Below are 21,691 nucleotides of genomic sequence, written 5' to 3'. Positions count from 1 at the left end.
AGAGTGCCGCAGGGAAACGATCATTGTCAATCATATTATGTCATAAAAATCATTCTGCACCTGCATTATGATCGACAATGATCATTTATGATTGACAACAGCGCGCGCGCTGCACAGTGTTAACAGGCAATACGAAACTACCCATTATCTGAGGATCGGGAGGAGATCACCATGACATCCGCAACCTCGCGGCTTGCATCGCTCTGGGATGACGCCAAAGCGGAAACGATGAGCGAACCGGAGAAACTTCTGTACCGCTCCAACCTTCTCGGCTCGGACAAGCGCGTGACCAATTACGGCGGCGGCAACACCTCTGCGAAAGTCACGGAAATCGACCCGTTGACCGGTGAAGAGACCGAAGTTCTCTGGGTCAAAGGCTCCGGCGGCGACGTCGGCTCCATCAGGATGGACGGGTTCGCAACGCTCTACATGGACAAGCTACGCGCTCTCAAGGGCAAATATCGCGGCGTCGCGTTCGAGGACGAGATGGTCGGCTACCTGCCTCATTGCACGTTCAACCTGAACCCGCGCGCGGCCTCCATCGACACGCCCCTGCACGCCTATGTGCCGAAAAGGCACGTCGATCACATGCACCCGGATGCAATCATCGCCATTGCCGCCTCGAAGGATTCCAAGGCACTCACGCAGGAGATTTTCGGCGAGGAGATCGGCTGGCTTCCGTGGAAGAAACCGGGCTACGAGCTGGGCCTGTGGCTTGAGGATTTCTGCCTTAAGAACCCCGAAGCGAAGGGCGTCGTACTCGAGAGCCACGGGCTGTTCACCTGGGATGACGATGCGAAGGCCTGCTACGAGCTGACGCTGGAGATCATCAACAAGGCCATCGCCTATTTCGAGGAAAAGACGGCGGACATCCCGGCCTTTGGTGGTGCAATACACGAAAGCCTCGCCCCCGAGACCCGTCGTGAGGTGGCCGCGAAACTGATGCCCGTGATCCGTGGTTATGTTTCGGGCGCCCAGCATATGGTCGGTAATTTCGAGGACAGCGAAACGGTGCTCGAATTTGTCAACGCGAAGAACATGCGTGATCTGGCCGCTCTGGGCACCTCCTGCCCCGATCATTTCCTGCGCACGAAGATCCGGCCGCTGGTGATCGACTTCGATCCCGCGAAGAACAATATCGACGAGGTGCTCGACGGTCTCGACGCGCAAATTGCGGCCTACCGCGACGACTACGCAGCCTATTACGAGCGCTGCAAACACGATAATTCGCCTGCCCTGCGCGATCCGAATGCGGTCGTCTACCTGATCCCCGGCGTCGGCATGATCACCTTTGCCAAGGATCGCGCCACCGCACGGATTTCCGGCGAGTTCTACGTGAATGCGATCAACGTGATGCGCGGTTCCTCTGCGGTGTCCGAATATCGCGGCCTGCCGGAACAGGAAGCCTTCGACATCGAATATTGGCTCCTCGAAGAGGCAAAGCTGCAACGCATGCCCAAACCCAAGAGCCTGGCCGGTCGTGTGGCGCTCATCACTGGCGGCGCGGGCGGCATCGGGGCGGCAACGGCCGCACGCTATCTCACGGAAGGCGCCTGTGTCATGCTCGCCGACATCGACATGGAGGCGCTCGCCGAAGTGCGGGATGGCTTTGCCGCGCAATTCGGAGCGGATGTGGTGCGGGCCGTCGAGATGAACGTGACCGACGAAGCCGCGGTCGAAGCCGCCTATGCGGATGTCTCCGTTGAATTCGGCGGTGTGGACATTCTCGTTTCCAACGCCGGCATCGCCTCTTCCGCCCCAGTCGAAGAGACCTCCCTTGCGCTCTGGAACAGGAACATGGACATTCTGTCCACCGGCTATTTCCTTGTCTCCCGCGAGGCGTTCAAAGTGATGCGCCGGCAGGGTATCGGCGGCTCCGTGGTCTTCGTCGCCTCGAAGAACGGCCTCGCGGCCTCGCCCAACGCCTCGGCCTATTGCACGGCGAAGGCATCCGAGATTCACCTCGCGCGCTGTCTGGCACTCGAAGGGGCCGAGGCAGGCATCCGCGTCAACGTGGTGAACCCCGATGCGGTGCTCCGCGGCTCGAAAATCTGGGAAGGCGAATGGCTCGAACAACGGGCCGGCACCTACGGAACCGACAAGAACGGGCTGGAGGAGATGTATCGCCAGCGCTCGATGCTCAAACGCTCCGTGTTGCCCGAAGACATCGCGGAAGCAGCCTATTTCTTTGCCTCCGAACAATCCGCCAAATCCACGGGCAACATCGTGAACGTGGACGCCGGGAACGTGCAGGCATTTACCCGCTGAGCCCATTTCAAGCAATACCGCGCGCCTCACGGGGCGCGCGCGACGTTCATGGGAGGACAAGATGATCGACACCACCATTATCGAGGCGCAGAACGCAACGCGCGAGGCGGACCTCAGGCGCGATTACGACGCACTGGGCGAGAAACTGTCCCGCTCCGGGGTGGATATCGACGCGATGAAGGAACGCGCCAGGGGCTTTTCGGTCGCAGTGCCATCCTGGGGCACAGGGACGGGCGGCACCCGTTTTGCCCGCTTTCCCGGCAAGGGTGAGCCGGCCACGATCTTCGACAGGCTCGACGACTGCGGCGTGATCCACAGGCTCACGGACGCGGCCGGTTCCGTCTCGCTCCATATCCCCTGGGACAAGGCGGCACCGGAGGATCTCCTGGCCAAGGCCGAGGAGCAGGGGCTGCGCTTCGATGCGATGAATTCGAACACGTTTCAGGACCATGCGGAGATGCCGCTGTCCTTCAAGTTCGGGTCGCTGTCGCATACGGACGCGGCAACGCGCGCGCAGGCCGTCGAGCACAATCTCGAATGTATCGAGATCGGCACAAAGCTCGGGTCCAGGGCGCTGACGGTCTGGATCGGGGATGGTGCGAACTTTCCGGGTCAGACCCATATGGGCCGCCAGTTCGAACGCTACCTGTCCTCGATGAAGGAGATCTACAAGGGCCTTCCCGACGATTGGCGCCTGTTCTCCGAACACAAGATGTATGAACCCGCCTTCTATTCCACCGTCGTGCAGGATTGGGGCAGCTCGCTTCTGACCGCGCAGGAACTGGGCGACAAGGCGAAATGCCTCGTCGACCTCGGGCATCATGCGCCCAACGTGAACATCGAGATGATCGTCTCGCGCCTCATTCACGCGGGCAAGCTCGGCGGCTTCCACTTCAATGACAGCAAATACGGGGATGACGATCTCGACAGCGGCACGATCGAACCCTATCGCCTCTTCCTGGTCTGGAACGAGCTGGTCGACGCCGAAGGGACGCCGGGGCTGGAGCTGTCGCATATGATCGACCAGTCGCACAACGTGACCGATCCGATCGAAAGCCTGATGATTTCGGCGATGGAAATCCAGCGCGCCTATGTTCAGGCGAGCCTCGTGGACCGGGAAACGCTTGCGGGATATCAGGACGAAAATGACGCACTGATGGCCTCCGCCACGTTGCGCGCCGCCTTCCGCACCGACGTCGAGCCGATCCTGCAAATGGCACGGTTCGAGGCGGGCGCCGCGATCAACCCGGTCCTGACCTACCGCGCCTCCGGCTATCGCGCCAGGGTCGCCTCCGAGCGTCCCGAAGTTTCGGGTGCAGGCGGCGGGATCGTCTGAGCGGTCGCATCACTGTCCATTGCGGTTGTCCTCCGCAATGGACATCTCAGCTCTCTACAAGTCGGCCGGAAACACCGCGATAATGGTGCGACACACCGTCGTGAAGCCCATAGAGAATGGCCTGGAGAGAATGGTAAATGTCGGGTTTTCCGATGAACTGACGCTCTCTCTGTCGGCCATTCTCATCGACTTCGGGCACCCAGCCGCCGTCTTCTTCGTCCACGAAGAGATCGAACGCAGTGTCCCAGAGGCGGCGATACCAGTGCAGATCCCCTTGCGTGCCGCCGAGCTTCAAGAGGGTTGCGACGGCGCCGATCGCCTCCGTCACCGGCCACCAGTAGCGATCCGCGACCCTCACCGACCCGTCGAAGTTCAACGTATAGGCAAAGCCGCCCGACGGAAGCCAGGCGTCCCCGAGACCGGTTTCGATCAGAGCCCGCGCGTTGCGTAGCGCATGACCTTCCGGGCGGCCGGCCAGATCCCAGTGCTGGATCAGCAACCGGCCAAGCTCGAAGGAGTGCCCCGGCGTCGTGCCCGCGGGCCGGAACATCGGATTGCCCGCGTAACCCCGGTCCACCGACCAGTCCGCGTGGTAATGCTCCGGCAGCCGCCAGTCGTTCGCAGCGCCGATCTCATCCACGAAAAAGGACAGAATTCGCCCTGCCCGCTCAAGGTAGAGAGGGGCGCCCGTGACCTCGAAGGCGCTCAGATGCGCCTCGACGCCGTGCATGTTCGCGTTCATGCCGCGATAGTCGGAGAAGACGGTCCAGTCGCGCCGGAACTCGTCGCGCATCAGCCCCGCGTCCTCATCCCAGAAATGGCGCGTGATGACCTTGGTTACATCCTCGCGCAGGCGCAGCGCGTCGGGATGGCCGGCGGCCTCCGCGCTCGCCGCGGCCAAGAGGACGAACATGTGCCCGTAAGCCAGCTTATCGGACAGCACAGGCCCGTTCGCGTCGAAGGACCAGAGGTATCCGCCATGCTCCGCATCCCGATGACCGTGCCAGAGCGCCTGCATGCCCGCCTCGATCATCGGCCAACAGTCTGCCGCACCCGCGAGATGGCCGAGGGCGTAGGAATGCACGAGCCGCGCCGTGGTGATAAGCTCCTGCGGCCCGTCCACCGGCGCCCCGTCTCGCGTCAAAGCAGCAAGTTGGCCATCGGGACGCAGGCTGTTGCGGAAAAAGGCAAGCTGCGCCGTCGCATCCCGTCGGAGACGAGCGACGAACTCCGGCGTGTGGGCCTCGGACAAGGTTTTGTTTCCAGCGTACATCCCGCTCCAATCAGACAAAGCTCGCATCTATGAGATGCTGGGCATAGGGATCGCTCGCCTTGCGCGCGGCGATGGCCTCGGGCGCGAATTCATCCACGAACTTGCCTTCTTTCATCACGAGGATACGGTCGCACATATGGGCGATCACGGACAGGTCGTGGCTGACCATCACATAGGTCAGGTCTTCGCTCTCCTTCTTGTCGGACAGGAGGTTGAGCACCTCCGCCTGCACACTCACATCGAGCGCCGAGGTCGGTTCGTCGAGCAGCAGGATCGGCGGTTCGAGCACGAGCGCACGGGCGATGGCGACGCGCTGGCGCTGACCGCCGGACAGCTCGTGCGGGAAACGATCGGCAAAGTCGGCGGGAAGCCCGACCTGTTCGAGCGCCTCGCCCACGAGACCCTCGCCGACCGGCACTCCCATGCATCTGAGCGGTTCGGAGACCGCGCGCCCGATGCGGTGACGCGGGTGAAGAGACGCGAACGGGTCCTGGAACACGAGTTGCACCTTGCGGAGCTCCTCCCGCGTCCGACGATGGGACATCGGCGAGCCCTCGACGCGGATTTCACCCGTCCAGCCGCGCTCCAGACCGATCAGACAGCGCAACACCGTCGATTTCCCGCAGCCGCTTTCGCCCACGATACCCAGCGTCTCACCGCGCCGCACGTCGAAGTCAAGCGCGCGGACGACGTGGTTGCGGTCCTCGCCCTCGCCATAGACGACGTCGAGTCCCCTGACCTCGATCGCATTCATGACTGTGCCTCCAGTTGGTCAAGACGCTTGCGGTCCGGCACGGCCAGACGGCGCACCGGCCTGGCCGGATCGGGCAAGGCGGAGAGCAGACCGCGGGTATAAGGATGTTCGGCCTGTGCAAGATCGTGGATCGTCTCCACCACACGGCCCTTGTACATCACCGCCACCTCGTCACAGAAGGAGGCGACCATGCGGATGTCGTGGCTGATGAGGATCAGCGAGGAATTCTGTTCGCGCACCAGTTCGTCGAGAAGTTCGAGCACCTCGGCGCGCACACTCACGTCGAGTGCGGAGGTGGGCTCGTCCGCGATCACGAGGCGCGGCCGCGCGATCAGCATCATCGCGATCATCACCCGCTGCCCCATGCCGCCGGAAATCTGATGCGGATAGAGGTCCATCACCGTGCGGACGTTACGGATGCGCACCCGTTCAAGCATCGCTGCCGCGGCCTCCCGCGCCGCCTTGCCGCGCAAGCCGAGATGAAGCCCTGCCGCCTCCGCCACCTGGTCGCCGATGGAGCGCACCGGATTGAGCGAATAGCGCGGGTCCTGCATGATGAGCGACATCCGTTTGCCGCGCAGCTTGCGATAGCCACGCTCCCCGAGGCTCAGCAGGTCTTCGCCCTCGAACCGCATGCGCTCAGCGTCCGCCTTCGCCGATGGCGGCAGCAGGCGCATGAGCGCGCGTCCGACAGTGGACTTGCCCGACCCGCTCTCGCCCACGATCCCGAGCCGACCGGAAGAAAGATGCAGGTCGACGCCGTTCACCGCCTTGATACGGCTGCGCGCATAGGTAACCGACAGGTTCTCGACGTCGAGCGTCGGCGGGGTGGCGGAGGCTGTGAGCTCAGGAACGTTCATGGCGAGGGTCCAGAATGTCGCGCAGGGTATCCCCCACGATATTGAAGGAAAGACTCGTCAGCAGGATTGCCAGGCCCGGCATCACCGCAACCCACCAATAGTCGATCATATAGCGCCGCCCCGCAGAGATCATCGCGCCCCATTCGGGCGCCGGCGGTTGCGCGCCGAGGCCGAGAAAGCCCAACGATGCGGCGGTCAGGGTGATGACAGCCATGTTGAGGGTGAGGCGCACCACGACCGAGGGGATGCACATCGGCGTCACGTAGAGCGCGATGAGGCGCAGATGGCTTGCCCCATAGACGCGTGCGGCGGAGACATAGTCCGAATTGCGGATGACGAGCGTCTCGGCGCGGGCAAGGCGGGCGATCGGCGGCCAGGAGGTAAGGGAGATCGCGATGATCGCGGTGTTGAGCCCCGGCCCGATGGCCGCGGCAAAGGCCAGCGCCAGCACGAGCGAGGGGAAGGAGAGCACGATGTCGGTGATCCGCATGAGGATCGCATCCGTCCATCCCCCGAAATATCCCGCCGCGACTCCGATCACCAGGCCGATGGGCCCGACAATGGCCGAGACCGACAGCACCGTGCGCAACGTCAGGCGCGTGCCCCAGATGAGACGGCTCAGGATATCGCGGCCGAATTCATCCGTGCCGGCCCAATGCGCCCCGGAAGGCGCCATGAGCGCATCCGTGAGCACCTGGCGGTTCGGTGAGTAGGGTGCGAGCAAGGGGGCGAAAAGCGCCACCAGAACGAGAAAAGCCAGCAGGATGAAGCCGGTCAGGCCAAGCGGTTCGCGCGACAGGTTCCCCCAGAAAGGATGGCGGAGCGCACGCAGTGCGATGTTCGGGCGGGGCGCCCTGGCGGTGGATTGACGGGACATGGAGAGGTTGTTCATCCTGCCTCCTTAGTGCGGGGATCAAGCAGCGTGTAGGCGATGTCCGAAAGGAAATTCAGGACCATGAAAACGACGCCGATGATGATGGTTGCGGCGACGACGGCGTTGATGTCACCGATGAGCAAAGCACTGGTCATGTATTGACCGATGCCCGGCCAGGAAAAGACGACCTCGGTCACGACCGCCCCTTCGAGAAGACTGCCGTAGGAAATCGCGGCGACGGTGATAAGCTGCACCGCGATATTCGGAAGGATATGCCGGCTCAGGATGCGCGCGGGACTGACGCCCTTTGCCCGCGCGGCGATCACATAGTCCTGTGACAGTTGTTCAAGCGCGAAGCTGCGCGTCATGCGGGTGATATAGGCCATCGCCGCGTAGGCGAGCATCGAGGCAGGCAGGATGATATGGGTCAGCGCGTTCTGGAAAATCGCAACTTCCCCTGCCAGGAGGCTGTCGATGAGGATCATGCCGGTAACGCTGGGCACAATGCCCTCGTAATAGACATCGACCCGGCCGGGGCCGCCCACGACCTGAAGGAGCGCGTAAAAGACAAGAAGCCCGATCATCCCGAGCCAGAACACCGGGACGGAATGGCCGACGAGCGAGATCACCCGGATCGTCTGATCGACCCAGGTGTCGCGCCGCAGGGCCGCGGCGAGCCCCAGGGGCACCCCGACCAGCATCGACAGCACGATCGCCAGTGTCGCAAGCTCAAGCGTGGCCGGGAAGGCCCGCCAGAGATCCTCCGTCACCGGATTGCCGGTCAGCGCCGCCACCCCCAGATCGCCCTGAAGCATGTTCCAGACGTAATGCCCGAACTGGACCAGCACCGGCTGGTCGAGCCCAAGGCGGGCGCGCATCGCGGCATAGGCCGCGGGATCGGCCAACTCGCCGACGAGCGTGCCGACCGGATCCGTTGGAAGAATACGGCCGATCACGAAGGTGATCGCGATGAGCACGAGAAGGCTGAGGAAGAGCTGGAAAATCCGGCGTCCCAGCCGCATCGACGCGACGGTTTTCATGAACGACCGTGTCATGTTCACTCCGCTTTAGAGACTTTGTCGAGACGCGTCACCTGTTGTGGATGACCTTCGTAGCCCTTTACATCCGTGGAGATGGCCAACGGCAGAAAACGCTCGAACATGGGAAGGATCGCGGGAACCGCATCGACGAAGGCCTCTTGCATCTCACCATACATCTCGATGCGTTTTTCGGCATCGTTTTCCTTCAACGTGCGGGTCGTCAGGTCGGTCAGTTCGGGAATGTCCCAGCCCGACCGCCAGACGAAGTTGCCTGCGTTGTTGGCCTCCGGGGCGTTGTCCGGGTTGTTGGAAAACTGCTCCATCGCCCCCATCGCGTTCGGCATGTAAGCGGCGGTCTGCGGGATCAGAAGCTGGAAATTGCGCGACCGGTGATCGGGCACGATGTCCGCGCCGCTGCCTTGCGTGATCGAAGCCGTGATGCCGATCTCGGCGAGGCCCGCCTGCACCGCGGTCGCGAGTTCGACGCGCGGGGTCTGGGAAATCACCTTGATGTTGGTGTCGAACCCGTCGGGATAGCCCGCCTCAGCCAGAAGCTCGCGCGCCAGGTCCGGATCGTAGGTCCAGTCCGGATCGGGCAGCGCGCCCGCGTAGCTCTCCGGCACGGGCAGAAGACGCTTCTTGCCGTAGGGCCCCATGATCGCCGTCTCAATGCCCTCGTAGTCGATGGCATGGAAGATCGCCTCGCGCACCTTCGGATTCGAGTAGGGTTCTTCGGTCACGTTCATTGCCAGGGCATAGAAACCGCCGGTGGGAATCCCTCGGATCTCGACCCCGTCCCTGTCCCGGAAATACGCGATATCCATGGGCGACAGCGCGCCCGCGATGTCGATGTCTCCGCGTTCGAGCATCAGACGCTCCGCCTGGCTTTCCGGGACATGGCGCATGACGACACGGCTCAGAACCGGCGCGCCGCTCCAGTTGTCCTCGTCCGCGTTCATGATGACGATATCGTTGGGCGCCCAGCGTTGCAGGTCGAACGGCCCGGACCCTGCCGCATGCGTGCGCAGCCAGTCGTTACCCATGTCCCCGTCCCTGTCATGCGACATCACTTCCGCCTTCTCGACGACCGAGGCGGCCACCTCCGACAGGCGATAGAGAAGGAAATCGGCGGCCACGTCCCCGGTCAGGCTGATGCGGAAGGTCTTCTCGTCCAACGCCTCCGTGAGACTGTCGATGTTCTCCGCAGTATATCCCGTCGAGCCGAGCTTCGCGGCCGGAGCCTGGTTGAGCTTCAACACCCGGCGGATTGACCAGACGACATCCTCGGCGGTCACGGGATTGCCAGTATCGTTGAAGGTCGCATCCCGCAGATGAAAGGTGATGCCCTCATCGTCGATGTCCCAACTCTCCGCCAGTTGCGGAGACAGGTTGCCTTCCGCATCCGAGGCCACCAGCCGGTCGTACAGATTCGCCATGATCTCTAGCGAGGTGACCTCCTGACCCTGATGCGGGTCCAGCGAGATCACCTGCGCAAGTGACGTGCCGTAGACGAGCGTGTCCTCCGGCGTCTTTGCGAGCGCGGGCGCAAGCCCTCCGAACGCAAAGGATGCAGCCAACACACCGCATGCGACGCCGGATTTGAGAAATCGGATATCCATGTCTTCCTCCCTTGGGTGATATGGTGTGGGCCGGACCTCCACCGGCCTCACGCGTTTTCCTCTGATCAGGCCGCCTTGCGCCAGGGGCGTATCAGATCCTGAAGCATTTCCTCTTCTTCGCCGCTCAGATCGGTCAGCGGCGGACGCACGGAACCGACGGCGAATCCCTGTTGGCGCACACCGGCCTTGATGGCCGACACGGCATATCCGGGCTTGCGGCCGCGCAGATCCATGAAGGGAAAGAAGAACTCATTCAGGATACGTTCGCAGACCTCTCGCCGTCCGGCCCGCAGCGCGCCATAGAACTCCTGCGCAAGCGCCGGCACAAAGTTGAAGACCGCCGAGGAATAGGTCGTGAACCCGGCGCCGAGATAGGCCTCGGCGAACAGCTCCGCCGTGGGCATGCCGCCGACATAGGTCAAACGGTCGCCGAGCGTCGCGGTGATCCGGCGCACGAGAGCCATGTCGCCGGTGCCGTCCTTGAACCCGACAAGATTGGGGCATTCCTCGGCCAGGCGAGCGAGCGTCTCGGGCTGCAACACGCTGTTGTCGCGGTTGTAGACGGTGATGCCGAGGCCGGTCGCGTTGCAGACCGCTTTCACGTGGGCATAAAGACCTTCCTGCGGCGCGTCGATCAGGTAGTGCGGCAACAAAAGGATCCCATCCGCCCCTGCGCTCTCGACCTGGCGCGCCAGATCGACGGAAACGGCCGTGCCCCAGCCGCAGCCGGCCACGATCGGCACATTGCCCGAGGCCTCTTTCGCGGCGCGAACGATCAGCGGCACTTCGGCGGGGCGCAGGGAAAACATCTCTCCCGTACCACCCGCCGCGAACAGCACCGACGCATCGAAGGACGACAGCCACTCGATGTGCTGGCGATAAGGCTCGGCGACGAAATCGCCCGCCCCGTCAAAAGGCGTCACGGGAAAGGACAGCAACCCGCCCCCAAGTGCTGATTTGATTGCTTCAGTATCCATTGCGGCGCGTGCCCTCCCCTCAGCATCCGAGGTGCCCCGTGCATTTGACTATCGGGACGGTTCAACGGATGATATTAGAAATTCATATGACGACTCGTAGTATGATTAACGACGACTTGCAACTGGAGTTCACCAGAAATGTTGGAAGCCCGAAAGACGAAGGCGCGGCTGGCCGAAACTGTCATTGAGAAAATCAAGGCGGATGTGGGGGCCGGAAGGCACCCTCCGGGCTCACAGCTTCCGACGGAGCCCAAGCTGATGGAAGCCTTCGGCGTGAGCCGCACCGTGATTCGGGAGGCACTCGCCGAACTGCGCGCGGCCGGCTTCGTACATCCCATCCAGGGCAAGGGCGTCTTCGTAACCGATCGACTGCCCAACACCCTGCTCACCCTGTCACAGGACGAGCGGCGCTCCATCCCGCGCACGATCGAGCTGATCGAATTTCGCGCCGCGATCGAAGTCGAGGCCGCAGGCCTTGCCGCCGCCCGCCGAACAAGCTCACAAGATTTTGAAATATTGTCTAAAAGCAGAATAATGCGTCAATCCATTCATGACGACAGCCGCACCTCCCAGGCGGATTTCGATTTTCACATGGCCATAGCAACCGCCTCCAACAACGCCTATTTCGTCGAGGCGCTCTCCCAGTTCGGCTCCGCCGCCATTCCGCGCGCGAACCTTCCGAACCTGACCGAAGCCCGCACCCCGGCCTATCTCGAGACCATCCAGTCGGAACACGACAAGATCGTCGCCGCCATTTCCGCACAGGATGTCGAGGGCGCACGCGCGGCCATGCGCGCGCATCTCAAAAATGCGCAATCAAGATACCGCGCTCTGGCGCTTGCCGTAAGGGACGCCCCCGCGTCGTGATCGCCAATCCGCCACGGGGGGCTTTGCATTGCGGACATGTCATACTATGACTTGGTCTGACTCAAGATTCGGAGGCGACCCCCCGTGTATATCGGCACACAGCGCGAGCCGCGCCACGACACTGATTTCAAGATGTTGACCCAGTTCGGTGTACGGCATATCTCGCTCGATCCACCGGGTCCCTGGACCGACTGGACGCTCGAGGCGCTTGAACGTCATCGCGATCATGTCGAGGCGCGGGGGATGGTCCTGGACATGATCCAGCTCCCCCTGCCCTCCGTGCCGGTCGACAAGGCGCCCTGTGCCGATATCCTTCTTGCGGGGCCGAACCGCGATGCCCAGATCGACGCGATCTGTCGTCTGATCGAGAACTGCTCCAAAGCCGGCATTCCCGCGGCGAAATACAATTTCAATTACATCGGCATTCCGCGCAGCGCCGACGAGATCGGGCGCGGCGGCGCACGGCTGCCGTCGTTTCGCTGGGACAGGATGGACCCGGATGCGCCGCCGCACTGCGAGCCGCTGAGCGAGGAAGAGATCTGGGACCGCGCGGACTATTTCCTGCGCCATGTCGTCCCCGTGGCGGAGAGCGCCAAACTGCGGCTGGCCTGTCACCCGCACGATCCCTACACCCCGCCCGGCTATCGCGGTGTAACGCGCATCCTTGGCACGTTCGAGGGGATGAAGCGGTTCGTCCAGACCCACGAAAGCCCCTATCACGGGCTGAACTTCTGCATCGGAACCATGGCGGAGAACCTCGACCACCCGGACGCGGAAATCGACGGGATCGTGCGCTGGTTCGGGGAGCGCGGCAAGCTCTTCAACATCCATTTCCGCAATATCCGGGGCGGCAAGCTGGGCTTCTCCGAAGTGCTGCCCGACGACGGCGACGTGGACATGCTCCGCGTCCTCAGGGTCCTCAAGGAGGTCGGGTATAAATATATGATTATGCCGGACCACGTACCGGAGATCGACGCCGTCGATCCCGAAGGAGCGGCATTCGCCTTTTCCTACGGATATATCGCGGCGGCCTTGCAAGCAGCGAAAGGGAGCTGACATGACCTTCACCCCCCACGGCAAACACCTGATCGCCGGCGAGTGGATCGCAGGCGAGACGACCTTCCGCTCGGAGCCGGCCCATGGTCCGGCGTATGACTTCTCGGTGGGCACGCCCGACCTCGTGAACCTCGCCTGCGAAGCCGCCGAGGAGGCGTTCTGGTCCTACGGCTACACCCCCCGCGAGGATCGCGCCGTCTTTCTCGAAACCATCGCCGGGGAGATCGAGGCGCGGGCCGAGGCGATCACCACGATCGGCAGCCAGGAGTCCGGCCTTCCCGAGGCCCGTCTTCAGGGCGAGCGTGGTCGCACCACCGATCAACTGCGTCTGTTCGCCTCGCATATCCGCGCAGGCGATTATCTCGACCGCCGCCATGACCCGGCGCTGCCCGACCGCCAGCCGCTGCCGCGTCCCGATCTGCGCATGATGCAACGTCCGATCGGGCCGATCGCGGTCTTCGGTGCCTCCAACTTCCCGCTGGCCTTCTCGACTGCCGGTGGCGATACGGCGGCGGCGCTGGCCGCAGGCTGTCCGGTCGTGGTCAAAGGCCATGGGGCACACCCCGGCACCGCGGAGATCGTCGCTGAGGCAATCCACGCCGCAATCGCCAAATGCGCCATGCCGAAAGGCGTGTTCTCCCTCGTGCAGGGCGGCGACCGCAGCGTCGGACAGGCGCTCGTGCAGCACCCGCTGATCAAGGCGGTGGGCTTTACGGGCTCGCTTGCGGGAGGGCGTGCCCTTTTCGACCTCTGCGCGCAGCGCCCCGAGCCCATTCCGTTTTTCGGCGAACTCGGCTCCGTCAACCCGATGTTCATGCTGCCCGAGGCGGTTGCCGCGCGCGGCAAGGATCTCGGGCGCAGCTGGGCGGCATCCCTTTCCATGGGCGCGGGACAATTCTGCACCAATCCTGGCATCGCGGTGGTGATCGGCGGGACTGATGCCGACGCATTCGTCGAGGCCGCCCGCGCGGCGCTGTCCGAGCAGGGACCGCAGGTCATGCTGACCGACGGCATCGCCGAGGCCTATAGCGCTGGCGCGAAAGCGATCGGCGCGCAATCGGGCGTTCAGGATCTGCTCACCTCAATGTGCGACCGTCGCGAGGCCAGACCGTTCCTGTTCAAGGTCGCAGCCCCCGACTGGCTCGGCAACCACGCGCTTTCCGAGGAGGTGTTCGGCCCGCTCGGACTCGTGGTCGTCGCGAAGGACGCAGCCGAGATGGGCCGCGTGGCGCGCAGCTTCGATGGTCAGCTCACTGCAACGCTGCACATGGAGGCGGGCGATACCGACCTGGCGCGCCGCCTGCTGCCTGTCCTTGAACGCAAAGCCGGCCGCGTGCTCGCCAATGGCTTCCCGACCGGCGTGGAGGTCTGCGACAGCATGGTCCATGGCGGGCCTTATCCCGCGTCGACGAACTTCGGGGCAACCTCGGTCGGCACCCTTTCCATCCGCAGATTCCTGCGCCCAGTGTGCTACCAGAACCTCCCCGACGGCGTGCTGCCGGATGATCTGGTACAGCTTTGAGGACCGCGGCCGCTTAGACGTCCCGCGATCTCCGTACTGCCCATGATAGCACCGCTGGTTCTCCTGCTGCGACCTTTTCAGCGACAGGAGACCAAAGGGCATGAGGGAGGGATCATCGTCACCGGCGGCACGCTCGACAAGGGTCACGATATGCAAGGGGGGCTGGGCTTTGCGCCGTCCGGCGCAAGTCATATCCCCCCGGCTCCTCGAGCAGGCCCGGTGCTTTTTCGCAACCGACCGAGTGAGGCCGCCTGCCCGACGGCACGAGTTCACGCGGTCGCACATCTATGGGTGGCGACGGGACCTGAAGAAGCGGGGCCTGTGGGCTCCGGATCGCGGTGCGGACTTCCTGCCAGCCCAGGCAGAAGATCATCTTGTTGGCTTCGCCCGAGACAGTCGCAAACAGGCGGTCGAAATCGGCGCGGCTTTTCAAGATCTTTGCGACTCCGCGCTGCACAGGCACGGGCGGGTCTGCCGGATGATGGCACAAGGTCACCCCCGCTGCCGCGGCGACGGGAGAGACTTGTTCCAGAAAGGCGAAGGTGTCGGACCAGACTTCCTCCTCGCTGACCGGCGCGATTTCGGCCGGATCGGCCGTGCGGGCCACGGCCTCGCTGTATCGGACCATCTGCGCGCCACCGCGCCCTTCAACAACCGACGTTCTCCAATGGTTCAGCCCGAAGGGGCTCGCGATTGCCGGCCCGGCAAAGCCGCGCGAGCCTCCGCTATACTGGGGAATGCCGACTTCGCCCATGTTCAGGATGGATCGTTTCACGTTCTCGATGGCCTCTGCGTAACCGGGCTCACCCGGCCGCAGGCGAACGCGCCTGGCAAAATTGAGACCCATGATCGAATAGAGCCGCAGACCGTAGCTTTCGACCCACTGCTTGAGCGCTCTAAGGTCCTTGAGCTCGAAATAGTCTGTATGGCGCAACCCGGAGGCCGGGGACTCGTACCATGCCGGCTCGGCACCGTAATTCTTGTCCCACTCCTTGATCATGATGCCGAGATCGGTCACGCCGAGCTGGCGCAAGAACTTCATGTCCCGGTCGAGGTCAACGAAATCGAGATTGACGCGTTCAGCAACTCTCACGTCGCCTCTCCCGCCAAATGCTCGCCAAGCGTCCGAATGATCAGGTAGCCGGACCAGGCACCGGGATCCATGGTTCCGACGCTGCGATCCTGGAACCAGCGCGCCCGCCCGACCGACGAGGTCAGCGAAACCGTGGCGTCAGCTCCCTTCTTGGCCGCTTCAGCCGCATTCCGGGCGGCAGACGCGACGTCGGTGCATTCGGCACTGGATTTGAGGGTTTCCAGTGCGGGAGCAAGCGAATCCAGTATGGTTTTCTGGCCCGGCCTGGTTTTTCCACCAGCCGTCGGGCTACACCGAACCCCTGCTCCACGCGGCGCGGCGCCGCGTGAAACATGCCGCGTGACGGCGGGCAGACCAATATCAGGAAAAGGATCCGACATGCGCACGATCAAAAGCCTCGACATTCAGGACGCCCGCACGCTCATTGCAGGTGCGCGCCAAAAGGCCGCCGAAATCGGAGTTCCGATGTGTATCGCGATCACCGACGAAGGTGGCAATCTCGTTGCCTTTGAACGGATGGACGGCGGCAAGGTCACGTCGATCACGATCGCGATCGACAAGAGCTTCACAGCGTCCGGCGCGAAGAAGGCGACCCATGAGTACGGGACGGCCAGCCAGCCCGGCGCCCCTGCCTATGGAATTGCTGCCGCCATCGGCGGGCGCCTCATGGTCGTCGGCGGCGGACTTCCGGTCATCTTCGAGGAAGAGGTCATCGGAGGCATCGGTGTGTCGTCGGGCACGCCCGATCAGGACCGGGCGGTTGCGCAGGCGGGGATCGACGCCTTTCTTGCTGCCGTCGCGATTTAGGTCGTGGATCCCAGGGATTGATGTGGGGCATTCCATTCGCCGCCATGAAACATATGAAGCTCTGATGCAGGCTGAGGTGGTCAGTCGCGCTGCGCAGCAGTCAGGCTGACCATGACATCATCGCAGCCCCGCGCGAGCGTTTCCAGCATCATGTAACGACCGCGCCGGACGGTCCATTCCTCAATCTGCTCCATCAGGATCGCGCCCATCAATCCGCGGATCGAGGGCCTCGTTGGGGAAGATGCCGACGACATCTGCGCGCCGTCCGCGACCAGCCGCCACTGGGTCTTTGCCGCGGCGTAGTCCGGCTGGGCAAAGACCGTGGCGATGAAGGCCGAGACCACTCTCCGGCTGCTCTTGCCCGCATGGGCCAGAGCATTGCGCTGGAAATGCACCCGACAGCGCCGCCAGGTGGGGGACAGCACCCGCGCCGTGGCTGCTTTGATGCCCTCGATCACCAGTTTTACGCCAGAGAGGCCACGGCGAACGAGATCTCGCAGAAACTCCGTCCAGAACGGCACGGCCTCGGAAGCACCGATCGCCATCGAATCTTCCTGAAGAACGAGGCGGCGCGGCGAGCACACGCGCTTCTCGCCCCCAGTAAAGACGTGCTTCTCAAGATCGCAAACGATCTGATGGAGCGGCGAGATGGATGCCGCTGAACTTGCCCGCCGGCTCGCTGAAACGGTTTCCTCCCGGCGAAACCGTCTGTTCCCCATGGGTGGCGTTACACCGCCGCCACGCAGCTGGCGGATGCCGGCCTCGACAGACGCGACATCCAATCCGTCACAGGACGCAAAACGCTTGCAATGGGGCAGAAATATACTGCGCATGCCAGCCAGAACGCGGCGTCCAGGAGGGCGCAGATGGCTCGGGAACAGACCAAAAACATAACGGGAAAGTGCTAACAAAGTGCTAAACGCAGCCGAACCTCCGTCCAGAGCCGGCGCCGCGATGGCGATTTTTCCTTTAAGGTCAAAGTGGTGCGGGTGGAGGGACTTGAACCCCCACGCCTTGCGGCGCCAGAACCTAAATCTGGTGCGTCTACCAGTTTCGCCACACCCGCATCGGGTCCGTGGATAGCAAACGGGCAACGCCTGTGCCAGACGGAAAGTGTCGGTCACAAAAAATCCTACGCGTTAACCCGATCTTGCCATATTCTGCCGAAAATACTGAGGCAGACAGTCAGAGGCCCCGACATGACCGAGAACGGCAGCGGGCACGGGAAGGCGACGAGGTGCGGGCGCAGGGCGCCGGCGGCGTTTTCCGTGCAGGATATCCTTGCGAATTTCACCGGCGGCCTGCCCGTCGGGACCGAGGTGATGACCGCGGAGGGCTGCCTTCCGGTCGAATATCTCGAACCGGGGGATCGCGTGGTCACCCGCGGCGGGTTGCGCGTGCTGCGCGACATCGACACGCCCGCGCCGGGGCGGTTCAGGCTCGTTTTCGACCGCGCGGAGGTCGTCTATGCGGGCGGCATCCAGGTGATGAGCGACAGCGGCCTGCCCTTTGCCGCGTGAGCGGCCGCCTTTTGCGAGGGTGATGCGTGAAAATGCGCGCGAAGCCGGCCCGAGAAAGGGGCGTGCAGGCGCCGGGCGTGGCCAGGCGGGTGGGAGGCCACGCGCGGGGCGCCGGGCGGGACTGTGTTTTCGAGTATTTGGGGCAGCAAAAAGCCTGTGGCGGAGGGTCAGAGGCCGAGGGTGCGGAAGACGGTCGGCAATTCCTCGGGCAGGTCTTCGGCGATCAGGCCGGGGCCGAAGCTGTAGGCGGCTTCGACATGGAGCCAGGCGGCGGTTTCGGCGGCGTGATCCGGGGCGAAGCCGCGTGCGAGGAGGCCCGCGATCAGCCCCGCGAGCACATCGCCCGTGCCCGCCGTGGCGAGCCAGGGCGCGGCGCGGTCATAAACAGCGGCGTTGACGGAGCAGCGGCCATCGGGTGAGGCAATGACCGTATCGGAGCCCTTGAACAGCACCGGACAGCCCGCACGTCTGGCGGCGTCGCGCGTGGCGTCCACCTTGCTATAGGCCGGGCCTTTGGTTGGCGGCTCTGCGAGCCTGGCGGCGATGTCGGGGAACAGGCGCTCGAATTCGCCCGCATGGGGGGTGAGCACGCATCTGTCATGAAGGGCGGCAAAGGCGGTTTCGCCTTCCGCGAGTGCCGTGAGCGCGTCGGCGTCGAGCACCGTGGCGCGATGGGCGGCGAGCACACAGGGCAGGAATTCCCGCGCGCGGTCGATGCCGAAACCGGGGCCGAGGCAGAGCGCGGTGAGGCGTTGGTCGGCGAGCACGCGGGTAAGGGTTTCCGGCGTGTCGATTTCCCGGAGCATGATGGCGGTGAGCTGGGCGGCGACCTCGGTGACGGCCGCATGCGGTGTGCCGAGGGTGACGAGTCCCGCGCCGACGCGCAGAGCCGCGCGGGCCGCGAGACGGGCGGCGCCGGTTTTGCCGGAAAGACCGGAGAGGATCAGGGCGTGGCCGTGGGAATATTTGTGTTGATCTGCGCGTTTTCCGACGTCGGGGCGCAGCCCGTGCCCCCTCAGGACGGCGGCATCGACCTGCCGAACGGGCGGCGCGCCCGTGACGCCGCCCCACAGACCGATATCGGCCACGACGAGCTTGCCACATAGCTCCGGCCCCTCCCCCAGATACTGCCCGAGCTTGGCGCGGTGGAAGGTCACGGTGAGATCGGCGCCGAAACAAACGCCGCTGCGTTTCGTGGGGTCGGTCTCCTCCGCGCCCTGGGCCGAGAGAACCCGGCCGCTGTCGGCACAAAGGCCGCTCGGCACATCGACGGCGACGATCCTGTCGATATAGGGGGCGCGCGCCCCTGAGAATATGTTGTTGTATGCCTCCAGCACATAGGCGCCGAGCGCCTCGGCATGGTCGTCGTCGAAAGGCCGTGTGAGCCCGGTGCCGAACAGGGCATCCACGCAGAGATCCGCCTGAAGGAGGGGCTCGACCCAGGCGCCGGTCTTTCGAAGCTCGCTTACGGAGCCCAACTCCGCCCAGCGCCCGTAATTCACCGTCGCATCCGGCGGGAGCTTTGCCGGATCGCCATAGAGAAACACCTCCACCTCCCAGCCGCGTTGTTTCAGCAAACGCGCGATGACAAAGCCGTCGCCGCCGTTGTTGCCGGGACCGCAGAGGACAGTCGCCCTATGAGAAGAGCGGGCAAGTTCGGGCCATTCCTCGAAAACCGCGTCAACGACGCCCTGTCCTGCGCGCTCCATCAGGTCGAGCCCGGTGACCGCTCCGCGGTCGATCACGGCGCCTTCGATGGCGCGCATTTGGGCGCTGGTCAGCAATTCTGCCATGTCTTGCCTCTAAAGTTTTCATTTCGCCCCTTATCACGCCACTATGCACAAATTATAATCACATCGATGCGAATCCCGTGAGCGTTTCCGGCTGCGCCAGCCTAGCTGATTGTCGCCGGAAATGAGAAATGGTCTGACGGGTCGCGAACAGAGACTAGGGAGTCGAAGGTCCATGAAAAAGATCGAAGCGATCATCAAGCCCTTCAAGCTCGACGAAGTGAAAGAGGCATTGCAGGAAATCGGCGTGCAGGGTCTTTCCGTGGTCGAGGTGAAAGGGTTCGGGCGCCAGAAGGGGCACACGGAGCTGTACCGCGGCGCGGAATATGTCGTGGATTTCCTTCCGAAAGTGAAGATCGAGGTGGTGCTTGCCTCCGATCAGGTCGACGGCGCGATCGAGGCGATCATCGCCGCCGCGAAGACCGACAAGATCGGTGACGGCAAGATCTTCGTCTCGCCTGTCGAACAGGCGATCCGTATCCGCACGGGCGAGTCCGGGCTGGACGCGCTGTAAGGGACGGCGCGGGATCCGGGAAACCGCTGCCGCCCGCGCCGAAATCAAAACACTTAAATCAAAGGGACCAGGTCAGAAATGAGCATCCAAGACGTTCTCAAGACCATGAAAGACGAAGATGTCCAGTACGTCGACGTCCGCTTTACCGACCCGCGCGGTAAGTTGCAGCACGTGACGCTGCGCCACACCGAAGTGGATGAAGACTTCTTCGAGGAAGGCTTCATGTTCGACGGCTCGTCCATCGCCGGCTGGAAATCCATCGACCAGTCCGACATGAAACTGATCCCGGACCCGGACAGCGTCTATATCGACCCCTTCTATGCCGAAAAGACCCTCTGCGTGCATTGCACCGTGGTCGAGCCCGACACCGGCGAGGCCTATGACCGCGACCCGCGCGGCACCGCGCAGAAGGCCGAGGCCTATCTGAAGTCCTCCGGCATCGGCGATGCGTTCTACTGCGGCCCGGAAGCCGAATTCTTCCTGTTCGACGACGTCCGCTTCTCCGTCTCGATGAACAAGGTGTCCTATGAGGTGGACGCGCTCGACGCGGCCTGGAACTCGGACACCGAATACGAGATGGGCAACACCGGCCACCGTCCCGGCATCAAGGGCGGCTATTTCCCCGTGAACCCGATCGACGACGGCCAGGACATCCGCGGCGAGATGCTCTCCACCATGGCCAACATGGGCATGAAGGTGGACAAGCACCATCACGAGGTCGCCTCCTGCCAGCACGAGCTGGGCCTGATCTTCGGCACGCTGACCAAGCAGGCCGACGAGCTTCAGAAATACAAATACGTCATCCACAACGTCGCCCAGGCCTATGGCAAGTCCGCGACCTTCATGCCGAAGCCGATCGCGGGCGACAACGGCACCGGGATGCATGTGAACATGTCGATCTGGAAGGAGGGCAAGCCGCTCTTCGCCGGCGACAAATACGCCGACCTGTCCGACGAGGCGCTGTGGTTCATCGGCGGCATCCTGAAGCACGCCAAGGCGCTCAATGCCTTCACCAACCCCTCGACCAACTCCTACAAGCGGCTGATCCCCGGCTTCGAGGCGCCGGTGCTGCGCGCCTATTCCGCCCGCAACCGCTCCGGCTGCGTGCGTATCCCGTGGGCGGAATCGCCGAAGGCGAAACGCGTCGAGGCCCGCTTCCCGGACCCGTCCGCGAACCCCTACCTCTGCTTCGCAGCGCTGCTGATGGCCGGTCTCGACGGCATCAGGAACAAGATCGATCCGGGCCCCTCGTCCGACAAGGATCTCTACGACCTGCCGCCGGAAGAGCTCGCCCAGATCCCGACCGTCTGCGCCTCGCTGCGTGAAGCTCTCGAAGAGCTCGAGAAGGACATGGACTTCCTCACCGCCGGTGACGTGTTCACGAAGGACCAGATCGAGGGTTACATGGATCTCAAGTGGGAAGAGGTCTATGCCTACGAGCACACCCCGCACCCGGTCGAGTTCAAGCTCTACTACTCCTGCTGATCCGCAACGGTGCGACGACCTTGCGAAAGGGCTCCC

The 21,691-nt window shown here is 63.5% G+C and carries 20 protein-coding genes, 1 tRNA gene and 1 pseudogene; 10 read left to right on the top strand and 12 right to left on the bottom strand.

Annotated features, from left to right (window positions below; genetic code table 11):
• The first annotated feature begins 171 nt into the window (after positions 1-171).
• Entirely contained in the window at positions 172-2,268 is a 2,097-nt protein-coding gene (locus P73_RS08410; RefSeq protein WP_043869266.1) for a bifunctional rhamnulose-1-phosphate aldolase/short-chain dehydrogenase, read from the top strand.
• A 61-nt stretch (positions 2,269-2,329) separates the two neighbouring features.
• On the top strand, positions 2,330-3,604 hold the full coding sequence (rhaI, locus tag P73_RS08405; protein ID WP_043869265.1) for an L-rhamnose catabolism isomerase: 1,275 nt from the start codon (positions 2,330-2,332) through the stop codon (positions 3,602-3,604).
• Between the two features lie 46 nt (positions 3,605-3,650).
• On the opposite strand, the gene P73_RS08400 is transcribed toward rhaI, so the two are convergent.
• From P73_RS08400 to kdgD, 7 genes are all read right to left on the bottom strand, one after another.
• The gene (locus P73_RS08400) at positions 3,651-4,856 is read right to left on the bottom strand and encodes an AGE family epimerase/isomerase (RefSeq protein WP_245629252.1); all 1,206 of its coding nucleotides are present in this window, start codon (positions 4,854-4,856) and stop codon (positions 3,651-3,653) included.
• 31 nt (positions 4,857-4,887) lie between these two features.
• Positions 4,888-5,631, bottom strand: a complete 744-nt coding sequence (locus P73_RS08395; protein ID WP_043869264.1) for an ABC transporter ATP-binding protein — start codon at positions 5,629-5,631, stop codon at positions 4,888-4,890.
• Positions 5,628-6,491: an ABC transporter ATP-binding protein gene (locus tag P73_RS08390; RefSeq protein WP_052453120.1), complete on the bottom strand. Its 864-nt coding sequence runs from the start codon at positions 6,489-6,491 to the stop codon at positions 5,628-5,630. Before P73_RS08390 ends, P73_RS08395 begins: the two co-directional genes overlap by 4 nt.
• A complete protein-coding gene (locus tag P73_RS08385) occupies positions 6,478-7,383 on the bottom strand; it encodes an ABC transporter permease (RefSeq protein WP_043869262.1) in 906 nt (301 codons plus the stop codon). Before P73_RS08385 ends, P73_RS08390 begins: the two co-directional genes overlap by 14 nt.
• Positions 7,380-8,420, bottom strand: coding sequence for an ABC transporter permease (locus P73_RS08380; protein ID WP_245629251.1), 1,041 nt, complete (start codon positions 8,418-8,420; stop codon positions 7,380-7,382). Before P73_RS08380 ends, P73_RS08385 begins: the two co-directional genes overlap by 4 nt.
• A 2-nt stretch (positions 8,421-8,422) precedes the next feature.
• Positions 8,423-10,024: an ABC transporter substrate-binding protein gene (locus P73_RS08375; RefSeq protein ID WP_052453119.1), complete on the bottom strand. Its 1,602-nt coding sequence runs from the start codon at positions 10,022-10,024 to the stop codon at positions 8,423-8,425.
• Between the two features lie 65 nt (positions 10,025-10,089).
• Positions 10,090-11,001: a 5-dehydro-4-deoxyglucarate dehydratase gene (gene kdgD / locus P73_RS08370; protein WP_043869261.1), complete on the bottom strand. Its 912-nt coding sequence runs from the start codon at positions 10,999-11,001 to the stop codon at positions 10,090-10,092.
• Between the two features lie 138 nt (positions 11,002-11,139).
• Here kdgD and P73_RS08365 point away from each other — a divergent pair, with 138 nt between their 5' ends.
• From P73_RS08365 to P73_RS08355, 3 genes are all read left to right on the top strand, one after another.
• Positions 11,140-11,868: a FadR/GntR family transcriptional regulator gene (locus tag P73_RS08365; protein ID WP_043869260.1), complete on the top strand. Its 729-nt coding sequence runs from the start codon at positions 11,140-11,142 to the stop codon at positions 11,866-11,868.
• An 84-nt stretch (positions 11,869-11,952) separates the two neighbouring features.
• Complete coding sequence (locus tag P73_RS08360; RefSeq protein ID WP_043869259.1) at positions 11,953-12,924, top strand: mannonate dehydratase; 972 nt, start codon at positions 11,953-11,955, stop codon at positions 12,922-12,924.
• Position 12,925: 1 nt separating this feature from the next.
• On the top strand, positions 12,926-14,446 hold the full coding sequence (locus P73_RS08355; RefSeq protein WP_043869258.1) for an aldehyde dehydrogenase (NADP(+)): 1,521 nt from the start codon (positions 12,926-12,928) through the stop codon (positions 14,444-14,446).
• A gap of 118 nt (positions 14,447-14,564) precedes the next feature.
• On the opposite strand, the gene P73_RS24310 is transcribed toward P73_RS08355, so the two are convergent.
• The gene (locus tag P73_RS24310) at positions 14,565-15,539 is read right to left on the bottom strand and encodes a mannonate dehydratase (RefSeq protein ID WP_052453118.1); all 975 of its coding nucleotides are present in this window, start codon (positions 15,537-15,539) and stop codon (positions 14,565-14,567) included.
• A complete protein-coding gene (locus P73_RS24845; protein WP_082033353.1) occupies positions 15,536-15,943 on the bottom strand; it encodes a DAK2 domain-containing protein in 408 nt (135 codons plus the stop codon). The genes P73_RS24310 and P73_RS24845 overlap by 4 nt, the downstream gene beginning before the upstream one ends.
• Here P73_RS24845 and P73_RS08345 point away from each other — a divergent pair.
• Positions 15,918-16,346, top strand: coding sequence for a GlcG/HbpS family heme-binding protein (locus P73_RS08345; protein WP_043869257.1), 429 nt, complete (start codon positions 15,918-15,920; stop codon positions 16,344-16,346). The two genes, P73_RS24845 and P73_RS08345, sit on opposite strands and share 26 nt — an antisense overlap.
• A gap of 80 nt (positions 16,347-16,426) precedes the next feature.
• On the opposite strand, the pseudogene P73_RS08340 reads toward P73_RS08345, so the two are convergent.
• Positions 16,427-16,918: pseudogene (locus P73_RS08340) on the bottom strand (transposase); the annotation flags it as partial.
• 174 nt (positions 16,919-17,092) lie between these two features.
• Here P73_RS08340 and P73_RS24840 point away from each other — a divergent pair.
• Entirely contained in the window at positions 17,093-17,254 is a 162-nt protein-coding gene (locus tag P73_RS24840) for a hypothetical protein (RefSeq protein WP_082033156.1), read from the top strand.
• A gap of 73 nt (positions 17,255-17,327) precedes the next feature.
• Here the strand turns inward: P73_RS24840 and P73_RS08335 are convergent.
• Positions 17,328-17,412: transfer RNA gene (locus tag P73_RS08335), tRNA-Leu, on the bottom strand.
• A 133-nt stretch (positions 17,413-17,545) separates the two neighbouring features.
• Here P73_RS08335 and P73_RS08330 point away from each other — a divergent pair.
• Positions 17,546-17,866 carry a Hint domain-containing protein gene (locus P73_RS08330; RefSeq protein WP_043869256.1) on the top strand — a complete coding sequence of 107 codons (321 nt, stop codon included), beginning with the start codon at positions 17,546-17,548 and terminating at the stop codon, positions 17,864-17,866.
• 167 nt (positions 17,867-18,033) lie between these two features.
• Here P73_RS08330 and P73_RS08325 read toward each other — a convergent pair whose 3' ends face one another.
• Positions 18,034-19,659 (bottom strand): bifunctional ADP-dependent NAD(P)H-hydrate dehydratase/NAD(P)H-hydrate epimerase, encoded by a 1,626-nt coding sequence (locus tag P73_RS08325; protein WP_043869255.1) that lies wholly within the window; start codon positions 19,657-19,659, stop codon positions 18,034-18,036.
• Positions 19,660-19,831: 172 nt separating this feature from the next.
• Between P73_RS08325 and P73_RS08320 the strand changes: the two genes are divergently transcribed.
• Both P73_RS08320 and glnA read left to right on the top strand, forming a co-directional pair.
• On the top strand, positions 19,832-20,170 hold the full coding sequence (locus P73_RS08320) for a P-II family nitrogen regulator (RefSeq protein ID WP_043869254.1): 339 nt from the start codon (positions 19,832-19,834) through the stop codon (positions 20,168-20,170).
• Positions 20,171-20,248: 78 nt separating this feature from the next.
• Positions 20,249-21,655 (top strand): type I glutamate--ammonia ligase, encoded by a 1,407-nt coding sequence (gene glnA / locus P73_RS08315; RefSeq protein WP_043869253.1) that lies wholly within the window; start codon positions 20,249-20,251, stop codon positions 21,653-21,655.
• The last annotated feature ends 36 nt before the right edge of the window (positions 21,656-21,691 follow it).

The organism is Celeribacter indicus (assembly GCF_000819565.1).
Classification (GTDB): domain Bacteria; phylum Pseudomonadota; class Alphaproteobacteria; order Rhodobacterales; family Rhodobacteraceae; genus Celeribacter; species Celeribacter indicus.
This window is presented reverse-complemented; position numbering and strand designations above follow the sequence as displayed.